We start from the raw sequence: 18,434 nt of genomic DNA on the forward strand, positions 1-18,434 counted from the left end.
GTCAGTGCAAAAATAAAAAAAGCCAGCACAAAGGCTGGCTAGAAAAGTATGCTAAGCACGTGTGACTAGTCGCGATAAAGCGCAAATTCCTCAGCACAGGCAACTAAATCTTGACGCGAGATCATGAACACGCCGTGACCGCCGTTTTCGAATTCGATCCAATGCAATGGTAGGTGGCCATATTGCTCTTGCATGTGCACCATCGAGTTACCCACTTCACAAATCAGTACACCATCGTCGGTGAGGTAATCCGGAGCATTGGCGAGGATACGACGAACCAGTTTCAATCCATCCGTCCCGGCAGCCAGCCCTAATTCAGGCTCATGGCGGAACTCGTCAGGCAGGTCGGCCATGTCTTCTGCATCCACGTACGGAGGATTGCTAACAATCAAATCGTACTTATCTTGCGGGACGTCTTTTAGTAAGTCAGATCGCAGCGGGATCACTTGCTCTTCCAAGCCGTGATCTTGAATGTTGATTTCGGTCACTTCCAACGCATCGGTAGAAATATCCACCGCATCGACTTCCGCATCAGGGAAAGCATAGGCGCATGCAATGGCAATACAGCCACTGCCGGTGCATAGGTCCATAATCCGGCTTGGGGCATGCGGTAAAATACCGGCAAACTCTTGTTGGATCAGTTCACCAATCGGTGAACGTGGCACCAAGACGCGCTCGTCAACAAAAAACTCGAGGCCACAGAAATAGGCTTTGTTAGTCAAGTACGCAACAGGGGTTTTATCGTTAATCCGTGCAATGACACGCTCAACAATACGATGTTTTTCACTGGTGGTCAGGCGCGAAAAACGCGTCTCAGACGGGACATCGACAGGAAGATATAAGGTAGGAAGCACAAGCTGCACCGCCTCGTCCCAAGCATTGTCTGTGCCATGACCGTAAAACAGCCCTGCCGCATTGAAACGACTGACTGTCCAGCGCAGCATGTCTTGCAGCGTATGTAATTCGCTGACCACTTCTTCAGTAAAAATCGTATCCACATTGGCCTCCATCGGCTTCATGCAATTTAGGGTCGCCCTTTGACGCGAGGTCAGTACAATAAGCAGCATTTTGAGCTGGCTGAATGTACAATTCAGATTATCACCTCGGGGACAGTTTTTATGAGCAAAAAACCATCAATAACGGAAGAGGATTTTGCATTATTCCGTGATGCCGTCAAAGGCGCAAAAAAGTTGGAGCAGGATACCATAAACCCGCCACAACGCCAGACGAGCAAACCGCGCAAACAGCAGCGATTCGAGCAACAAAGCCGCGATCATGCCTTTTATTTTTCTGATGAGTTTGAGCCTTTACTCAGTGAATCTGGCCCTATGCAATACGCCCGCCAAGGCGTCTCAAAATATGAGGTGAAACGCTTGCGTCGTGGCGTCTATGTGCCCGATATCTATTTAGATTTACATGGCATGACACAGATGGAAGCAAAACGTGAACTCGGCGCGATGCTCGCAGCCTGTGTCAAAGACGGCGTCCAGTGTGCCAGTGTCATGCACGGCATCGGCAAAGGGATCCTCAAAGAAAAAATCCCACTGTGGCTCGCACAGCATCCAGATGTGTTGGCATTTCATCAGGCCCCACTGGAGTTCGGCGGTAATGGTGCACTCTTGGTGTTAATCGACGTTTCCGACCGCTAGCTCCCGAGCCGGTTTAGCCTTGTAGCTCGCGCGGCGACATCATTGCAATAAGCTCGGCCGTATCGTTTTGACCATCGATATCAAGTACCGCCATGGCTGACGTCGAGAACATTGGCGGCTGACCATTTTGCAGCCACTCGTTGGTCAAATAGCCCACCAGCGGCAAATGAGATACCACGAGGACAACATTCGGTGCCTCTACGTCAAACATGGCTTGCAGATAGGTATAGACTTGGTCGCTCTGACCATAAGGCGTGATGTCTGGCTCAGTGACAACCTCACGGGCAGGAAGGTGCGGCGCACAGACTTGCCAGGTTTGCTGAGCACGTAAGTAAGGACTTACCAATACTTTATCGATCGTCTCGCCAGCCAAATGTTGACTGAGCCAAGCTGCCATTTGCTCACTTTGTCGCTCGCCATTCGCGGTTAAACCGCGTTCACTATCGCTTGCAGCAAACGCTTGTGCTTCCCCATGACGCATTATGATCAGTTTCATAGCCAGAAATACTCACAACAGTTATCTGTGATTTAGCCGCATGCTACCAATGTATATCGCAAAAGACCAAAGAAGTGGTTTGCGACTCAGGTCACTGGTAGTCATAATTGAGGCATAACTTGTTTAAACGATATCGAGTTGCCTGTGCATGTTAGCCCAAATGACAATAAGCGCTACCGTTATTTCACACTGCCCAACGCGCTCCGCGTTTTGGCAGTCTCCGATCCTGCGGCACACCGCAGCGCGGCAGCCTTATCTGTTAATGTGGGCCATTTTCATGACCCTGCCGACCGAGAAGGCTTGGCACACTTTCTCGAGCATATGCTGTTTTTGGGCACGGATGCGTATCCGCTAGCAGGTGACTTTCAGCGCTTTATTAGCCAGCATGGTGGCCATAATAACGCGTGGACAGGGACTGAAAACACCACCTTCTTTTTCGATATTCGCCCCAGCCAATTCCGCGCGGCTCTCGATCGCTTCAGCGCGTTTTTTATTTCGCCTCGCTTTGATGCCGATGCTGTCGATAAAGAGCGTCAGTCCGTGGATGCTGAATATCGCATGAAGCTCAACGACGATGTGCGACGCATCTATCAAGTCCATAAAGAAACCATTAATCCCGCTCACCCTTTCGCAAAATTTTCAGTCGGAAGCTTGGAGACCTTGGCAGATAGAGCGGGTCAGTCGGTGCGGGACGATCTGATTGCGTTTTATCACGCCAATTACAGCGCTAACCTGATGACGTTAGCCGTCACGGGCCCACAGTCACTTGATGAGCTAGAAGCGATGGCACAGCAGCATTTTAGTGCCATTATCAATCACGACTATTCGCCTCTGCGCATCCATGAACCGCTGATTAGTGCCGCACAGCGGCGCCAGTGGGTCACCGTGGAACCACTTAAAGAGGTACGCAAGTTAACCCTCGCGTTCTCACTGCCCGAAAGCGAATATCAATACCGAACAAAACCTCTGTCTTACATCGCGCACCTTCTCGGCTACGAAGGTCCCGGTAGCTTAATGTCTCTGCTCAAAAGCAAAGGCTACATCAATACCCTCTCCGCAGGCGGCGGCATCAGTGGCAAAGATTTCCGTGAGTTTACCTTAAGCCTTGCACTCACCGAGCTGGGCTTGAGCAAGCTCGACGACATTATCACCTATGTGTTTCAAGCCATTCAGCTTATCCGCCAATACGGTGTGGAAGCGTGGCGTTACCAAGAAAAACGCCAAGTCCAAGAGCTCGCGTTTTACTATCAAGAGCCGCTGCGTCCGATTGATACGGTGAGTCAGCTGGTGATGAATATGCAGCATTATGACCCGATTGAGGTGGTGTACGGGGATTACATGATGGCCGGTTTTGACCACGCCCAAATCCAAGCCATGCTGCAGCAAATGACGGTCGATAACCTCAGAGTAACCTTGGTTRCCAAAGGCTTTAAATACGACAAACAAGCCAAATGGTATGACACGCCCTATGCGGTGARGCACTTTAGCGAAAAGCAGTGTGAGAAATGGCGCACCACCTATATTTCTCCTGCGCTGACCTTACCCGATCCAAATCCCTACATTGCCGATGCACTGCGCCCCTTACCACTTGAAGATGATGCAAGCGATACGCCGATATTGATAGAAGAGCTGCCAGGATTCCGGCTCTGGCATGGTCAAGAGCCTCACTTTCGGGTGCCCAAAGGGCATGTCTACATTGCCATTGACAGTCCGCATGCCGTCGCTAGCGTCAAAAACATTGTCATGACGCGCTTGAGCGTCGAAATGCTACTTGAAGCGCTGAACGAACATGCCTACCAAGCAGAAATTGCAGGCATTAATTACAACTTATATGCCCACCAAGGTGGCGTGACATTAAACCTCAGTGGCTTTAATGATAAACAACCGCTGCTGTTGGCCTTGATCCTCGACACCTTTTCACGGCGAAACTTTAAGCCCGAACGCTTTGAAGTGATCAAAAGCCAACTTAAGCGTAATTGGGAAAACGGGGCCAAAAATAAGCCATTAAGTCAGCTCTATAACAGCATGACGGGGATATTGCAGCCCAATAACCCACCCTATCAAGCCTTGCTCGACGCGCTCGACACCGTCACGCTCGCCGATTTACCCGAGTTCGTTGAGGCCATGTTCGCCACGCTGCATGTGGATATGTTTGTCTATGGCAACTGGCACCGTCACCAAGCGAAGGCCTTGGCCGAAACCGTTAAAGATGCGCTGCGGGTAGACGATCAAACCTATCAAGAATCGGTCCGGCCGCTGACCTTATTAGATGACTGTGGCACCGTGAGCTATGAGCTAGCACTCGATCATGCGGAGTCGGCGTTGTTGGTGTACTACCAAAGTCCAGACACCTCCGCCAAAGCAGTCGCCACCTACACGCTAGCCAACCATTTAATGTCGGCCACCTTTTTTAACGAGTTGCGCACGCGCCAACAATTGGGATATATGGTAGGCGCTGGCAATTTACCGTTAAATCGCCACCCAGGGCTGATCTTTTACGTCCAATCGCCAATGGCAGGCCCTAACCAACTGATGGCCGCCGTGGATGATTTCCTCAATGCGCTATTTATGATCTTGCTGGAAATGAGCGAAGCGCGCTGGCAAAGCAGTAAGCAAAGCTTGTTAGCGCAAATTCGCGAGCCAGATAATAACCTACGTGCTCGCGCGCAGCGCTATTGGATCAGTATCGGCAACAAAGACTATCACTACGAACGCCGTGAACAGGTGGCTGAGGCCATGGAGTCGCTAACCCGTGCCGACATGGTGCGGTTTGTGGTTAACCGTCTCAAACCGCGAACCRCGGATAGGCTTGTTATGCATAGCTGCGGCAGCGAGCACCGTGAACATGCCGAATTAGACGGTGCGCACCCTATTCGCGATATTGACGCATTTCGGGCCATTTGTGGCCGCAGCGAAGAATAAGCGCGTCACTGCAAAACTACAGTGGCCTGACAAACGACCACGATAAAAAAGGGCAGCGTGACGCTGCCCTTTTGGTTTAGGTGGCACGCCGAGCTCAGGGATAAAACTGTTGCCCTTCTTTTGCCATCATCACCAAACGCTCGCACGGTGCAAAACGGTCGCCATAACGGTCTTGATGAGATTGCAGCAAGCTCACAATGCGCTCTACTCCCACTTGGTCCATATAGCGGAAAGGACCGCCTAGGAAAGGAGGGAACCCAATGCCGAAAATCGCACCGATATCACCATCACGGGCAGAGCGAATCACCCCTTCATCCAAACAACGCGCCGCTTCATTGAGCATCATCAGCGCACATCGCTGTGCGATGTCATGGCCAGAGAGCGTTGGATTCAGCTTGATATTGAGCAGGCTGTACACTTTTTTATCGGCCTGTTTGCCCTTGCTGCCTTTTTTGCCCGTATCGTATAAGTAAAATCCTTTGCCTGTTTTACGCCCTTTTCGGTCGTCGTTCAGCAACACGTCAAACACATCTGGCGCTTCAAAACGCTCACCCAGCTCTTGAGTCAAAATGGGCGCAATCTTAGCCCCAATATCGATTCCGACTTCATCCAACAAAGTGATAGGACCAACTGGGAAACCGAAGTCGAGTAAAGCATTGTCGATATGCTCAATGCTTTCGCCAGCCAATAACACTCGCGCCGCTTCGTTCATATAGGGCGCTAGGATACGATTGACATAAAAGCCCGCACTGTCACCAACCACGATAGGCGTTTTACCTTGTTGACGAGCCAGTTTTACCACCGTCGAAATGGTCTTCTCACTGGTACCTGTATGCGGGATGACTTCCACCAGCGGCATTTTTTCCACCGGGCTAAAGTAATGCAAGCCCACAATGTTCTCCGGGCGCTGGCTGCCTTGAGCTATTTGGTGAATAGGCAATGACGAGGTATTGGTGGCAAAAATTGCCTCGTTTCCTGTAATTGACTCCATTTCCTCGACCATACGATGCTTGAGTGATAAATCTTCAAACACCGCTTCAATCACCACATCTGCATTCGACAAGGTGGTCGCTTGCGTATCGCCAGACAGTTGCATCATGGTCGCTTGCAGTTCCGCTTTACTGATCTGCTTACGCTTGCGCTTTTTGTTGAGCAAATTGTAGCTGTAGCGCAGCGCATTTAAGATGCCGTCTTCACTGACGTCCTTCACTCGGACAGGATAGCCGGCTTTTGCCACCGACACATGGGCAATCCCGGCCCCCATCAAGCCGCCACCTAAGACGCCAATCCGTTTAATCTCGCCCGGCTCAGCATCTGCACCGTTTTCTTTTTTCATCGCCGTGGTCGCAAAGAAAATGCTACGCAACGCTTTGGATTCGCTGGTCATCACCAGTTCACCAAAACGGCGCGCTTCCTCTTCAAGACCCGCTTGAATGCCTTTATCTAACCCCTTTTTCACCACCGCAAGAATCGCATCCGCAGCAGGATAGTTACCCCGTGTTTTAGCACGGGTTTTCTTTCCTGCTTGGTCAAAGACAAAGTTACGGCCAACCGCATTACCACTGAGCATCCAGCTTTGCCAGCTACGCGGGCGCTTGGGCTTTGATTTTTGCGCCAAGGCTTCTGCCACATCCAGCAATACGGTATGCGGAACACAGTCATCAATCACGCCGAGCTTTTTCGCTTTTTTCGCTCGCAGTTGTTTGCCGGTTAGGATCATATCCAGCGCATTTGGCACGCCAATAAGACGTGGCAGTCGCTGCGTACCGCCCGAGCCGGGTAATAACCCCAGTTGCACTTCTGGCAGCCCGAGTCGGGTTTTGTCCCAATCGGTCGCGACACGGCTATGACATGCCAACGCGAGCTCCAATCCGCCCCCTAAACATGGGCCGTGGATTGCAGCTACAACATGGAAGGGTAGCTTTTCAATACGTGCAAATAACATTTGTCCTTGTGCGGCAATCTCTGCGGCTTGTTCAGCTGTTTCACACGCATCGAGCATGCGCACATCCGCACCGGCAATAAAGTTGTCTGGCTTGCCAGAATGGATCACAAGCCCCTTAATATTGCTATTGTTTTCCAGTTGTTCCAGTACCTCGGAGACCCCTTCGACAAAGCTTGCCTGTAGGGTATTCATGCTTTCTCCGGGAACATCCACTTTTAGCCAAGCGACTTGGTTGTCAGCGATATGTAGCGTAAAGGCTTGATGGTTTTCGACTGTCATTATTCCGCCTCCAAAATCATTGCTGCGCCAAGGCCACCTGCGGCACATGCGGTGTTAAGGGCCAGTCCGCCGCCACGACGTTTCAGTTCACGCAGTGTTTGGGTGATCATACGGGCACCGGTTGCCGCAAATGGGTGACCGTATGCAATCGAGCCCCCCAAGACGTTAAATTTATCCATATCAATTTCGCCAATCGCGCGGTCACGATTAAGGTGCTCACGTGCAAACGTCTCGGATGCAAACATTTTTACATTCGAAAGGGTTTGTGCCGCAAAGGCCTCGTGCATATCGATCAAGGTTAGGTCGGACAGTGAAATACCGGCACGGTCGAGCGCTAGCGGCGTCGCGTAAGACGGCCCCATCAGCATGTCTTTTTGCACCCCAATGGCGGAGAAAGCATATGAGCGGATATACCCTAATACCTCAAGGCCTAGCGCTTTGGCGCGGCTTTCTGGCATCATCAATACCGCAGCGGCACCATCAGTGAGCGGCGTACTGTTTGCCGCGGTGACCGAGCCATGCTTGCGGTCAAAAGCTGGGCGCAGTTTCGCGTAATCCTCGAGAGTGGATTGCGGACGTAAGTTGTTGTCTTGTGCAATCCACGCTTTGTAAGGTTCAGGGTACGCTGTCATCACCTCATCACTGAGCAAGCCTTCGTCCCACGCTTTGCTCGCCAGTTGGTGCGAGCGTAGCGCTAAGGCATCTTGTTCTTTGCGGCTAATTTGATGTGACTTCGCCATTTGCTCTGCGGTTTGCCCCATACTCAGGCCGGTTGAATATTCCGCTACCGCAGGTGGAACAGGTGCCAGATCTTTCACCGAAAGCTTACTGAGCAGCTTCAAACGCTTGCTCATTGTTTTGGCTTTACTCAAGTCCAAAAGAGTGCGTGCTAACTTCTTGCTCACACCAATGGGCAGTACGGACGACGAGTCCGCGCCCCCAGCAATACCCACTTCGATATTGCCCGCGATCATGCTCTCAGCAACATTTACCACCGCTTGAAAACTGGTCGCACAAGCACGTGTGACACTGTAGGCGTCAGTATGGATGTCCATACCTGTCCCCAATACAATTTCACGGGCAATGTTTGGGGCTTCCGGCATTTGTACCACTTGACCAAACACGACTTGATCGATGTCTTTCGGCGAAATCGCACTGCGATTGAGCATTTCTTGAACCACCATTTTTCCGAGGTCAACCGCGGGGACATCTGTATAGGCGGTTGACTGGCGGGCAAATGGCGTGCGCAGCCCAGACACAATGGCGATACGATCGCCCTTGCTGGTTTTAAGGTGTTGCTGAGACGTCATCACTGCTCCTTAGGATGTTCTACAGGTCTGACCACGAGTGTAACTAAAATGTTACCAGCTTAAAACATCCGTTTTAATTGATTGGTAAGATTGCCAACAGGCGCACAATTCAGCGCCTAGGCTGATCACAGTGATTTATTTTCAGAGGATTGAAAAGAAAATACGCAATAAAAAAAGGGGCTACACGCTAGCGTGAGCCCCAAAAAAGATTGGAAAGCAAAACGATAATCTGGGAAGTGTGCAGTGCTTTTCCCCGCACCCAGATCCGAACAGAAAGTCATATCATTCAAAAAGGAAACGCCGTTCACTCAACCTCACGAGTGTCGACACATGGCCGATAACGACAGGGTTCACTTTACCGACTTGTGAGTACGCTATATTGAAACAGATCAAAGTTACGCCGCTTTTCGTGAAAAGATGAAATTTAATGACACTTTGCACGGTCAGTATGAAATTAATCGTCACCTTATAAGGTCGAGTCTGGTATGAACCGACAAGCCCGTTATGAGGCACTGGTGCGCGCTTGGCACCGTGACCTCTATCGCTATGCTTTCTGGCTAGCGAAAGATCCGCATATCGCGGAAGACTTAGTGCAAGAAACCTGTTTGCGCGCATGGCGAGCCCTGGACAGTTTGCACGATGATAAAGCTGCAAAAGCCTGGCTTATTACTATTTTACGCCGAGAAAATGCGCGACGTTTCGAACGCAAACAGTTTGATACCGTGGAAGTCGAAGATGGAGAGCTGGTCGACAACACTCGTCCGAGTGAGGAAGCCTCGATGGAGCAGCGCTGGTTACACCGTCAAATCGCCGCCCTCGCCCCTGAGTACCGAGAGCCGCTAGTGCTGCAAGTGATCGCGGGGTTTAGTGGCGATGAAATAGCTCAGATCCTTGATTTAAATAAAAACACGGTGATGACACGTTTATTCCGAGCAAGAGCGCAACTCAAAGAAGCACTCGATACCAACGCCAACCCGGGAGGCAAACACTATGGACGATCTTGAATTCCGTCGCCGTCTTCTGGCTGATCCGCATACCACAGATCCAGATGTCCAAGCACATAAGTCAGCGTCAGCAAGCCATCAACAGTATGCCGACGATATTGCCGATCTCGACAGTAAAATCGACCAAGCCTTGCGGGTCGATGTACCTGAGGATTTGGCGGATAAAATCGTATTTGCACAAACATCCCATGTCGCTGCTCAGACGAATCGACCTCGCTGGCACCTGGCGATCGCCGCATCGATAGCGTTTGTATTTGGGATCGCTTTGGGCCAATTTAACTGGGGACTCGGTAGCATGGATATCAACCGTGTTGCCTTGGCACACTACTATCATGAACATGCCTTTATCGAGGGTGTTAATGAAAATGCCAGCATTCAACAGGTTAACGCTAAGTTACGTCCTTTCGGCAAAGCATTCACCCAGCTCCCCGGCCAAGTCACCTATATCAACCATTGCAGTTTTGGTGACCAACATGCGCTGCATATGGTGATGGAAGCTGATGGGCAGGCCTATACGGTTTTTGTGGTTCCCATGTCCAGTCAATCTCCTGCCCAGCAACGTGATGGTAATATGATGTCGGTAAGCCTGCCGGCTCATGATGCGAGCGTCATTGTCGTCGGTGAAGCGAACGAGACATTGTCACCGCTTGCCCAGCAACTGCAAAGCCATTTGCGTCCACAAGCGATATAACAAAATACGCGGCGATCATACTCGCCGCTTTTCTTTCATGCTCCACTCGTTGATAGCGGTTGGCCCGTCCCTTTTTAGCGAACACGCGTGTACACAGATGTACGCTGAAATACTGATCATTGCTAACTAACCAACCACTAAAATTAGTAATAAGAACTAGTTTAAAAATTAAAAATAGATTTTTATTCTGTTTTACTTACCATATACGACAGGAAAATTGATTTAACCTCAAGAGAGTTTAGGCTGAGCGTCCCTTTTTATAGCGAACAAGTAAGCCGATGAAAAATAATAAGATCGTTTATCTCGCCGTCGCTGCGGCATTGGGCTCTCTTTCAACCTCCGCGTACAGTGCAGGTTTTCAATTAGCCGAAACCTCCGCAACGGGCCTAGGCCGCGCATTTGCCGGTGAAGCCGCAATGGCCGATAACGCCAGCGCCCAGTTTCGTAACCCAGCCTTGTTGAGCTATCTAGCAGACACCCAAGTTTCTGCCGGCGGCATTTACGTCAACCCGAATGTCGATATTGAAGGTAATAATGCGACTTACGGTAAAACATCTACCAGTGACGTCGCTCATGATGCGGTTATTCCTAACTTTTACTTTTCGCATCCGATCAATGACCGCTTTACCGCCGGCCTAGCTCTCGCCACCAACTTTGGCATGGAAACCGATTTGGGCAATGACTTTACCGGTACTCAGTTTGGTAATGAAGCGGCCGTCACTACGTTTGAAATCAATCCAAACCTTGCGTGGAAAGCCACCGAGCAATTGCGCGTCGGCGCCGGCCTTCGCTATGTGTTGGGTGAAGGCAGTATTGGAGCGAAAAGCAGCGCGCAATACGGCCCTTACCCGAAAGGGACGATCCTCAAATATATGGAAGGGGATGACCGCGCATGGGGATGGCAACTCGGTGTTGCTTATGACATCAACGACAATAACCGCATCGGTTTTAACTATCGTTCTGAAGTCGAGCTAACACTTGAAGGCCATGCTGAAGGATTGAGCTATGACTCAGCCAATCCAAACCGTCATTTTTCTGGCAGCATGGATCTGACTCTGCCAGCGACTGCAGAATTATCTTCCCTGCATCAATTGTCGGAAAAGTGGGCGGTGCATACCAGCCTTAACTGGACCGACTGGAGCAGCTTTGACAAGCTCGAGGCCAATATCCCCTCGCTGTCTAGCGAGCCAAAGATGGTGAAAGTAGAGAACTGGGAAGACAACTATCGCTTTGCCGTGGGGACTACCTACCAGTGGGATCAAAAACTAACGCTACGTTCAGGCATTGCCTACGATACCTCAGCAGTGAGCGATAAAAACCGTACCTTGACCATCCCTGAGACCGACCGGACTTGGGTGAGTGTGGGTGCCGGCTATGACGTGACGTCACAACTGACCTTAGATGCAGCCTTTACTTATGTTTTTGCCAAAGATGCTCCCGTGAAGGAGCCTCGTGATGGAATTGTGTCCGATCAATCAGGATCTGTGTTTGGCGGCAATTTTGAAGGTGAAACCACAGGTAACGTGTGGCTGCTAGGTGTGCAAGCAAGCTACCGTTTCTAATAGTTTGATTTAACGAAATACAAACACCACGGTTTTGGCCGTGGTGTTTTTTATCCCTTTTTGCGCAAGCGGCTCATGCGGATTTACGGCGCGGCGTCAATGTCATCGATAAAGTCATCCAAGAACTCATCGTTGAGCGCGGGTTGTTCTTTGAGCGCCTCATCGCCTTTCGCGCGATACAAACGGTTTTGCAAATAGGCTTCTCGCGCGAAAGCGTAAGGGTCTGGTGAGTTATCCAACTGCGACTCCTGTGAGACGAGTGCAGCACGTGACTCCATGCCATCAAACATCCACTTGAGTACCGATTGCGGCAAAGTCAGCAAGGCAAGTGGCGGATACAGACCGTCGACAAACTCCCCAGCGCCTTCTCGCACAGACGTTGGCCCATACCCTGGTAGCATCAAATAGGCGCCGTGGCCAACATCATAATGCCCCATCGCGTCACCAAATTCGCGCTGATCGTATTTCTGAATATCCGCATCCGAGGCAATATCAATAATGCCACCGAGCCCAAACAAGGTATTGATCCAGAAACGGTTGAAGTGAGTGACAGCTTTCTCCCCTTCCAGCATCAATAAGCTGTTTAAAAAGCTCGCAGGCTCTTCAAGGTTGCCCAAAAAGTTCGAAATACCGGTCCGCATCGGACTAGGAACATAATCGACGTAGGCGATAGATACAGGCCGTGCAACGTAAGGGTCTAAGTAGTCATAGTTGACAGTCCACATCGCACGGTTAAACCCTTCTAACGGGTCTTCAGGATGGGGCTCGGCACCTTCAGGTCGCGAGGCACACCCAGATAGCAAACCGAGCACGACCGCTATCAAACAAAGACGTTTCCACATCAAATTCATTTCCCTAATAGTAAGGCTGGGCAAGCCCAGCCTTTTACGCAAAGAAGTCTATTTTGTCGTGATTATTGCTGTTTGTCGATTGTCACGCTTGCTGCTTGACCGATTTTAACCGGCTGACTGCTTCCTACCCAATCACCGTTTTTTGTAGCAACATTGCCATCCGCGTCAATGCGCGCCTTGATCACTAACGTCTCTGGAGAAGATAGCGCACGATTGGGATTTAAGCTGTCGGTATCAGACAAACGAACGGTTACCGGAAATTTAGAAAGCGGTAAGCGCTTTGCCGCCAATGGCATAGGCGCTTGCGCCGACTCATGGGCAGACACGATAAGTACCCCATTGTCAGGGAGGGTGACATCCTCGCCAAGGCTCACCTTCACCTCTACCGCCGCTCCTTGCGCGGCGTTAAGAGCCAACTGAGCGCGCGCGATGGATTGATCCAGTGTTTCGTTTCGTGGGTCATCAGGGCCAATCAAGGTTTTCATTGCTTTCCACGTCGCAATCGCATCATTAAATCGGCTTTGCTCAAACGCTTGATAGGCCAGTAACGACATGGCTTGCAAGTTAAACGGGTCTTCACTCACCACCGATCTTAGTAAGGTTTCTGCACGGCCACTGTCGACCTCCGATCCGGCAAACAATAAGGCTTGCGCCAACCCTATCTGAATTTCGGGGCGAGAGGGTGATAACGCGTAGGCTTTTTCCATCGCTCCTTTGGCCGTTTCCCTATCACGGTTTGCAAGGCCAATACGGCCTAATAGCAACCAACCGGTGCTGTCATCTGGCTCATACTGCAAACGGGTACGAAGCGCTAAGGTCAGATCTTGCATCTCCTGCTGTGACATGGGCTGATCATTATTTAAAAGCTTCTTAGACAACGCTGGTAAGTTTTCCGCAGTGGCCTGCCAATCAGCTACTTGGTTAGCACTGCCTTTGACGCCATATAAGCCAAAACTCACCACCGCCAATACAATCAATCCAGGAATCCACTGCATGGGTGATAAACGCAAATGGCGCGCTTGTCGTGCTTTTTCCTTTTCCGGAATGTCGTCCAGTAACGATTGCTGTAAATCCTGAGTGAGATCTTGCTCGTTCTCAATCAGGCCTTCCGCACTCTCCGCCTTAATTTCGTTCACACGATCAAAATAAAAGGCTTTGTTCAGAGCATCTCGGCTTGCTTGATGATCATGGTCTTTTTTTTGCCATAACGGCCACAGAAACATCACTGCACCAAGAATAAACAGCACCAAGGTGGCACTCCAAAACTCCATCATTTGGGCTCCTTGTTATGATTATTATCTGCCTGTTCTGAATCGTCTGACGACGCTAACAAATCCTGCAAGCGTTGCTGTTCATCCTCACTCAGCGAGGTCTTTTCGGCCTGTTTATGGCGACGGCTGCGCACAATCACCACTCCGATACCCGACACCAACACCAGTGCGGGTGCTAACCATAAGATCAAGGTGGATGCCGTCAGCGGTGGGTTGTACCTTACGAAGTTACCGTAGCGTGCCACCATAAAGCTTAAGATCTCTTCATCACTGCGCCCTTGCTGAAGCATTTGATGCACCTTTTGACGCAGATCTTGTGCTAACTCTGCATTGGAGTCAGCGATACTGTTGTTTTGACACTTAGGACAACGCAGCTCATGGGTCAGGGCTCTGAAACGCGCTTCTTGCTCTGGCGAGTCAAATTCATAGACATCGATAGCATTGGCCAATGCAAATGCCGCACTCATCCATAGCACGCACAGTAAGGCGAATCGTTTCATTGCACCTCCTCCTTGAGTGACTGATACATCGGACCTAAGGTCTGCGCCCAATTAGAGGCATTCACATCACCCACATGGCGATATTGGATGATGCCATTGGCATCAATGAGGAAGGTTTCAGGCGCACCGTACACCCCCAGATCAAGCCCTAACATCCCATCGCCATCATACAAGCTGATCTGATAGGGATTGCCGAGGTTATCTAGCCATTTTACTGCCTTCGCACGATCATCTTTGTAATTTAGGCCGATGATCTTCACACCTTGCGATGCCAATTTGTTCAAGAATTGGTGCTCAGCGTAACAAGTCGGGCACCAGGTTGCCCACACATTCAGCAATAAAGGCTCGCCGTTAAAAATGGCCTGATCGTAGGCTTTGTCTGGCGTTTTCAGATCTTCAAGACGAAACTCAGGCACAGGCTGTCCGACCAACACCGACTCCAGTTTGGTGGGATCGTCCCCTTGGGCATTCTTCTCCAATTGCGAAACAAAAAAGAACGCCAAGGCGGCAAAGAGCACCAGCGGTAAAAACAGCAATGCTTTTCTCATGCCCGCGCCTCCTTCACGTGAGTCGATTTGGTCTGGCGACGGAAGCGATAGCGTTTATCACTGATCGCCAAAGCGCCACCCACCGCCATGACAATGGCGCCAAACCAAATCCAACGCACAAAGGGCTTGTAGTAAAGACGCATCGCCCAAGAGCCATCAGGAAGTTCTTCCCCCATGGCAATATAGAGATCGCGCGTTAAGCCGCGATCGATGGTAGCTTCGGTCATCATTGAACGCTGAACACGATAAAAACGCTTCTCCGCTTCAAGGTGATTAATAAAACGCTCGCCGCGATAGACATCGAACGACGCCACGAAACCATCGTAGTTAGGACCATCTTTATGGGACAAATCGGTGAAGTTAAAGGTGTAACCTTCTAACGTGACACTGCTCCCCGGCGCCATCTTCACATCACGTTCGATATCGTAGTTTTCGACCATTGCGACCCCAATGATAGTGATGGCAAGACCAATATGACCGAGGACCATCGCCCAGTGACTGCGGCCTAGCTTACGGATCCCAACCATAAAGGCATGTCGATGGGTCGCACGAATATAAAGCTCATAGCCGTGAAGAAGGGTGATCCACGCGGCCATAGTGATGCCCATTGCCGCCATTGCTTTAAAGCTGTCTGCGAGGAGGGCAATGGTCGCCACCCCAAACACAACCGAGACCAGACCGCTAATCCACATCGGTTTCGCGAGGGTGCTCAGCTTGTCTCGCTTCCAGCGGATCAGGGGACCGATGCCAAGGAAGAAGGCAAAAGGCAACATCAACCACGCGAATAGGAAATTAAAGAAGGGCTCACCAATCGAGACCGATCCTAATCCGAGTTGCTTGTGTACCAAGGGTAATAAGGTACCAATCAAGACAACCACTAACCCAGTCATCAACAGGGTGTTATTGACGAGTAGCGCATTTTCACGTGAGATGAGTGACACTTTCGTTCGTACCCGCACTTCCGATGCCCGTAAGGCATAAAGCAGCAGAGACCCGCCAATAACGACAACCAAAAAGCCTAGAATGAACAGCCCTCGCGCAGGGTCTGACGCGAACGAGTGAACAGACACCAGCACGCCTGAGCGCACCAAGAAGGTGCCCAGTAAGCTCAATGAGAACGCTGCGATGGCGAGTAAAACGGTCCACGCTTTAAAGGTGCCGCGCTTTTCCGTCACCGCTAGGGAATGCATTAATGCCGTTCCCGCAAGCCAAGGCATAAACGACGCGTTCTCTACCGGATCCCAGAACCACCAGCCGCCCCAGCCAAGTTCGTAGTAAGCCCACCAAGAGCCTAACGCAATACCTAGGGTTAAGAACAACCAGGCCGCCGTTGTCCAAGGACGGGACCAGCGCGCCCAAGCCGTATCTAACCGGCCAGCAATTAAAGACCCAATCGCAAAGGCAAATGCCACCGAAAAGCCTACATAGCCCATGTAGAGGATCGGAGGATGAACAATTAAACCGGGATCTTGCAGAAGCGGATTCAAATCGCGACCATCAACAGGAAAGTAAGGCAAGGTGCGATCGAAAGGGTTTGAGGTCAAAATAATAAACAGCAAAAAGCCGACCGAGATCATCCCCATCACTGCGAGTACACGCGCAATGGAAGACAGTGGCATCCCGCGACTAAACACCGCCACCGCGACGGTCCACAAAGCTTGAATTAATACCCAAAGTAGCAAAGAGCCTTCATGAGCGCCCCAAACAGCAGTCAGCCGATAGTACCAGGGTAATGCACTGTTGGAGTTGCTTGCCACATAGGCAACGGTGAAATCATTGGTATAAAATGCCCAACTTAATGCGATGAATGAAAAGAGCAACATGGCGAACATGGCGACCGATAAAGGCCGTGCCATTTTCATCATACCTTCGTGGCCTTGGCTGGCCCCATAAAGGGGATAAAAACTCAATAACAGCGCTAATCCCAAGGCGAGGATCAGCGCAAAATGCCCCAGCTCAACAATCATAATTGACTACCTTGCTTTTGTTGGTCGGTGTATTCGAGCGGTTGATGGCTTTTTTGCATCGCTTCAGCAATCTCTGGTGGCATGTATTCTTCATCATGCTTTGCCAGCACTTCACTGGCTTTTACCGTACGCGAATCAACCAGCACACCTTGCGCGACAATCCCCTGCCCTTCGCGGAACAAATCCGGCAGAATTCCCTCGTATGTGACGGTAACAGCAGGACCAACATCAGCGACATCAAATTGAATTTGCAGCGACTCTTGATCGCGTTTGACCGACCCTTCTACGACCATGCCGCCAATGCGAAGTCGTTGCCCCACTTGAGGCTTGCTGCCATCCGGCTTACCTTGAACGATTTCGGTTGGCGTATAGAACAAGTCCATATTTTGGTTCAGTGCATAGAGCACTAACCCCATTGTGGTTGATACACCCACCAATAAGGCAAGCGTGATCCAAAGCCTTTTTTTACGACGAGGGGTCATAAGGTGTTCTCCAGTGCTTGGGCATCTTTAATGCGTTTTTCTCGCGCCATTTGTTTTTTTACAGCTTCAAGCCGTTTCTTATGGGTACGATGGTAACCAATAACTAGTGCAATTAATGCCAGTGCGGTAATGCCAAACGCACTCCACACGTAATCGRCATAGCCTCCCATCGCCAAAAAAGCACTCATGCTATCAAAATGCATTATTTGTCCTCCACCAAGGCCCGCACCCAAGGGCGGTGTGACTCGCGCAACACGATCTGATTCCGCAATCCCATTAAGGTCAACGTGGCAAAAAAGCTAGCAAATCCAACCAAGCAAACCAGTAATGGCCAGAGCATGTCTGACGCAATTGACGGGCGGGCAAATTTGGTAATCGTGGCGCCTTGATGCAAGGTGTTCCACCACTCGACAGAGAAATGAATGATCGGCAGGTTAATCACCCCCACCATCGCCAATATTCCCGCCGCTTGGGCTGCCATACGCGCATCATCGAACGCGTTATACAGCGCCATGACACCGATGTAGAGGAAAAGCAGGATCAATTCAGAGGTGAGCCGCGCATCCCATACCCACCAAGCTCCCCACATGGGCTTGCCCCAAATCGCCCCAGTGATCAAGGCGATAAAGGTAAAGACGGCACCAACAGGGGCAATCGCGCCCACCGCCCAGTCTGCCATTTTGAGTTGCCAGACTCGCCCAATAAAGGCTGCAATGGCCATCGACAGATAGGCGCCCATTGACCAAATGGCCGCGGGCACGTGAATATAAATAATGCGAAAACTATCGCCTTGTTGGTAATCAGCAGGCGCGAACGCCAAGCCCCAAATACAACCAATGACTAAGCTCAGCCCGGCGAGCACCGCAAACCACGGGATGAGTTTCCCACATAAACGATAACTATTTTCCGGTTTTGCGTAAGGGTGAAGCCACTTCCACATGACAATTGCTCTACTTC

Annotated in this window: 16 protein-coding genes and 1 pseudogene; 5 read left to right on the plus strand and 12 right to left on the minus strand. The window is 50.7% G+C overall.

Going from position 1 to position 18,434, the window contains the following annotated elements:
* Positions 1–65: 65 nt before the first annotated feature.
* Positions 66–998 (minus strand): 50S ribosomal protein L3 N(5)-glutamine methyltransferase, encoded by a 933-nt coding sequence (gene prmB / locus BZG83_RS02535; protein ID WP_077479285.1) that lies wholly within the window; start codon positions 996–998, stop codon positions 66–68.
* 120 nt (positions 999–1,118) lie between these two features.
* Here prmB and smrB point away from each other — a divergent pair, with 120 nt between their 5' ends.
* Positions 1,119–1,649: an endonuclease SmrB gene (smrB, locus tag BZG83_RS02540; RefSeq protein ID WP_069587210.1), complete on the plus strand. Its 531-nt coding sequence runs from the start codon at positions 1,119–1,121 to the stop codon at positions 1,647–1,649.
* Positions 1,650–1,662: 13 nt separating this feature from the next.
* On the opposite strand, the gene sixA is transcribed toward smrB, so the two are convergent.
* A complete protein-coding gene (sixA, locus tag BZG83_RS02545; protein WP_069587208.1) occupies positions 1,663–2,145 on the minus strand; it encodes a phosphohistidine phosphatase SixA in 483 nt (160 codons plus the stop codon).
* A 144-nt stretch (positions 2,146–2,289) separates the two neighbouring features.
* Here sixA and BZG83_RS02550 point away from each other — a divergent pair, with 144 nt between their 5' ends.
* Positions 2,290–5,067, plus strand: a complete 2,778-nt coding sequence (locus tag BZG83_RS02550) for an insulinase family protein (RefSeq protein ID WP_077479248.1) — start codon at positions 2,290–2,292, stop codon at positions 5,065–5,067.
* A gap of 94 nt (positions 5,068–5,161) precedes the next feature.
* Here BZG83_RS02550 and fadJ read toward each other — a convergent pair whose 3' ends face one another.
* Together fadJ and fadI are read right to left on the minus strand one after the other, a co-directional pair.
* Positions 5,162–7,291 carry a fatty acid oxidation complex subunit alpha FadJ gene (gene fadJ / locus BZG83_RS02555; RefSeq protein WP_108742942.1) on the minus strand — a complete coding sequence of 710 codons (2,130 nt, stop codon included), beginning with the start codon at positions 7,289–7,291 and terminating at the stop codon, positions 5,162–5,164.
* Positions 7,291–8,601 carry an acetyl-CoA C-acyltransferase FadI gene (gene fadI / locus BZG83_RS02560; RefSeq protein ID WP_077479250.1) on the minus strand — a complete coding sequence of 437 codons (1,311 nt, stop codon included), beginning with the start codon at positions 8,599–8,601 and terminating at the stop codon, positions 7,291–7,293. The genes fadJ and fadI overlap by 1 nt, the downstream gene beginning before the upstream one ends.
* A 470-nt stretch (positions 8,602–9,071) precedes the next feature.
* On the opposite strand from fadI, the pseudogene BZG83_RS02565 reads away from it, so the two are divergent.
* The 3 genes and pseudogenes from BZG83_RS02565 to BZG83_RS02575 all read left to right on the plus strand — a co-directional run.
* Positions 9,072–9,605, plus strand: a pseudogene (locus BZG83_RS02565) (sigma-70 family RNA polymerase sigma factor); the annotation flags it as partial.
* On the plus strand, positions 9,592–10,296 hold the full coding sequence (locus tag BZG83_RS02570; RefSeq protein ID WP_077479252.1) for a DUF3379 family protein: 705 nt from the start codon (positions 9,592–9,594) through the stop codon (positions 10,294–10,296). The pseudogene BZG83_RS02565 and the gene BZG83_RS02570, both read left to right, overlap by 14 nt.
* 278 nt (positions 10,297–10,574) lie before the next feature.
* Positions 10,575–11,858: an outer membrane protein transport protein gene (locus tag BZG83_RS02575; protein ID WP_077479253.1), complete on the plus strand. Its 1,284-nt coding sequence runs from the start codon at positions 10,575–10,577 to the stop codon at positions 11,856–11,858.
* 83 nt (positions 11,859–11,941) lie between these two features.
* On the opposite strand, the gene BZG83_RS02580 is transcribed toward BZG83_RS02575, so the two are convergent.
* The 8 genes from BZG83_RS02580 to BZG83_RS02615 form a co-directional block, all read right to left on the minus strand.
* A complete protein-coding gene (locus BZG83_RS02580; RefSeq protein WP_077479254.1) occupies positions 11,942–12,700 on the minus strand; it encodes an MlaA family lipoprotein in 759 nt (252 codons plus the stop codon).
* A 71-nt stretch (positions 12,701–12,771) separates the two neighbouring features.
* Entirely contained in the window at positions 12,772–13,983 is a 1,212-nt protein-coding gene (ccmI, locus tag BZG83_RS02585; RefSeq protein ID WP_077479255.1) for a c-type cytochrome biogenesis protein CcmI, read from the minus strand.
* Positions 13,980–14,480, minus strand: coding sequence for a cytochrome c-type biogenesis protein (locus BZG83_RS02590; protein ID WP_077479256.1), 501 nt, complete (start codon positions 14,478–14,480; stop codon positions 13,980–13,982). Before BZG83_RS02590 ends, ccmI begins: the two co-directional genes overlap by 4 nt.
* Positions 14,477–15,028, minus strand: a complete 552-nt coding sequence (locus BZG83_RS02595; protein ID WP_077479257.1) for a DsbE family thiol:disulfide interchange protein — start codon at positions 15,026–15,028, stop codon at positions 14,477–14,479. The genes BZG83_RS02590 and BZG83_RS02595 overlap by 4 nt, the downstream gene beginning before the upstream one ends.
* The gene (locus tag BZG83_RS02600) at positions 15,025–16,995 is read right to left on the minus strand and encodes a heme lyase CcmF/NrfE family subunit (protein ID WP_069587188.1); all 1,971 of its coding nucleotides are present in this window, start codon (positions 16,993–16,995) and stop codon (positions 15,025–15,027) included. The genes BZG83_RS02595 and BZG83_RS02600 overlap by 4 nt, the downstream gene beginning before the upstream one ends.
* On the minus strand, positions 16,992–17,477 hold the full coding sequence (ccmE, locus tag BZG83_RS02605; protein ID WP_069587187.1) for a cytochrome c maturation protein CcmE: 486 nt from the start codon (positions 17,475–17,477) through the stop codon (positions 16,992–16,994). The genes BZG83_RS02600 and ccmE overlap by 4 nt, the downstream gene beginning before the upstream one ends.
* The gene (ccmD, locus tag BZG83_RS02610) at positions 17,474–17,680 is read right to left on the minus strand and encodes a heme exporter protein CcmD (protein ID WP_077479258.1); all 207 of its coding nucleotides are present in this window, start codon (positions 17,678–17,680) and stop codon (positions 17,474–17,476) included. Before ccmD ends, ccmE begins: the two co-directional genes overlap by 4 nt.
* Positions 17,680–18,417: a heme ABC transporter permease gene (locus BZG83_RS02615; RefSeq protein WP_077479259.1), complete on the minus strand. Its 738-nt coding sequence runs from the start codon at positions 18,415–18,417 to the stop codon at positions 17,680–17,682. The genes ccmD and BZG83_RS02615 overlap by 1 nt, the downstream gene beginning before the upstream one ends.
* Between the last annotated feature and the right edge of the window lie 17 nt (positions 18,418–18,434).

The sequence above is a fragment of the Salinivibrio sp. PR919 genome, assembly GCF_001995355.1.
In the GTDB taxonomy this organism is placed as follows: Bacteria; Pseudomonadota; Gammaproteobacteria; order Enterobacterales; family Vibrionaceae; genus Salinivibrio; species Salinivibrio proteolyticus.

Coding starts and splice junctions, on each gene's coding strand:
- smrB (WP_069587210.1), top strand. CDS start 1,119: ATGAGCAAAAAACCATCAATAACGGAAGAGGATTTTGCATTATTCCGT.
- sixA (WP_069587208.1), bottom strand. CDS start 2,145: ATGAAACTGATCATAATGCGTCATGGGGAAGCACAAGCGTTTGCTGCA.
- fadJ (WP_108742942.1), bottom strand. CDS start 7,291: ATGACAGTCGAAAACCATCAAGCCTTTACGCTACATATCGCTGACAAC.
- fadI (WP_077479250.1), bottom strand. CDS start 8,601: ATGACGTCTCAGCAACACCTTAAAACCAGCAAGGGCGATCGTATCGCC.
- BZG83_RS02570 (WP_077479252.1), top strand. CDS start 9,592: ATGGACGATCTTGAATTCCGTCGCCGTCTTCTGGCTGATCCGCATACC.
- BZG83_RS02575 (WP_077479253.1), top strand. CDS start 10,575: ATGAAAAATAATAAGATCGTTTATCTCGCCGTCGCTGCGGCATTGGGC.
- BZG83_RS02580 (WP_077479254.1), bottom strand. CDS start 12,700: ATGTGGAAACGTCTTTGTTTGATAGCGGTCGTGCTCGGTTTGCTATCT.
- ccmI (WP_077479255.1), bottom strand. CDS start 13,983: ATGATGGAGTTTTGGAGTGCCACCTTGGTGCTGTTTATTCTTGGTGCA.
- BZG83_RS02590 (WP_077479256.1), bottom strand. CDS start 14,480: ATGAAACGATTCGCCTTACTGTGCGTGCTATGGATGAGTGCGGCATTT.
- BZG83_RS02595 (WP_077479257.1), bottom strand. CDS start 15,028: ATGAGAAAAGCATTGCTGTTTTTACCGCTGGTGCTCTTTGCCGCCTTG.
- BZG83_RS02600 (WP_069587188.1), bottom strand. CDS start 16,995: ATGATTGTTGAGCTGGGGCATTTTGCGCTGATCCTCGCCTTGGGATTA.
- ccmE (WP_069587187.1), bottom strand. CDS start 17,477: ATGACCCCTCGTCGTAAAAAAAGGCTTTGGATCACGCTTGCCTTATTG.
- BZG83_RS02615 (WP_077479259.1), bottom strand. CDS start 18,417: ATGTGGAAGTGGCTTCACCCTTACGCAAAACCGGAAAATAGTTATCGT.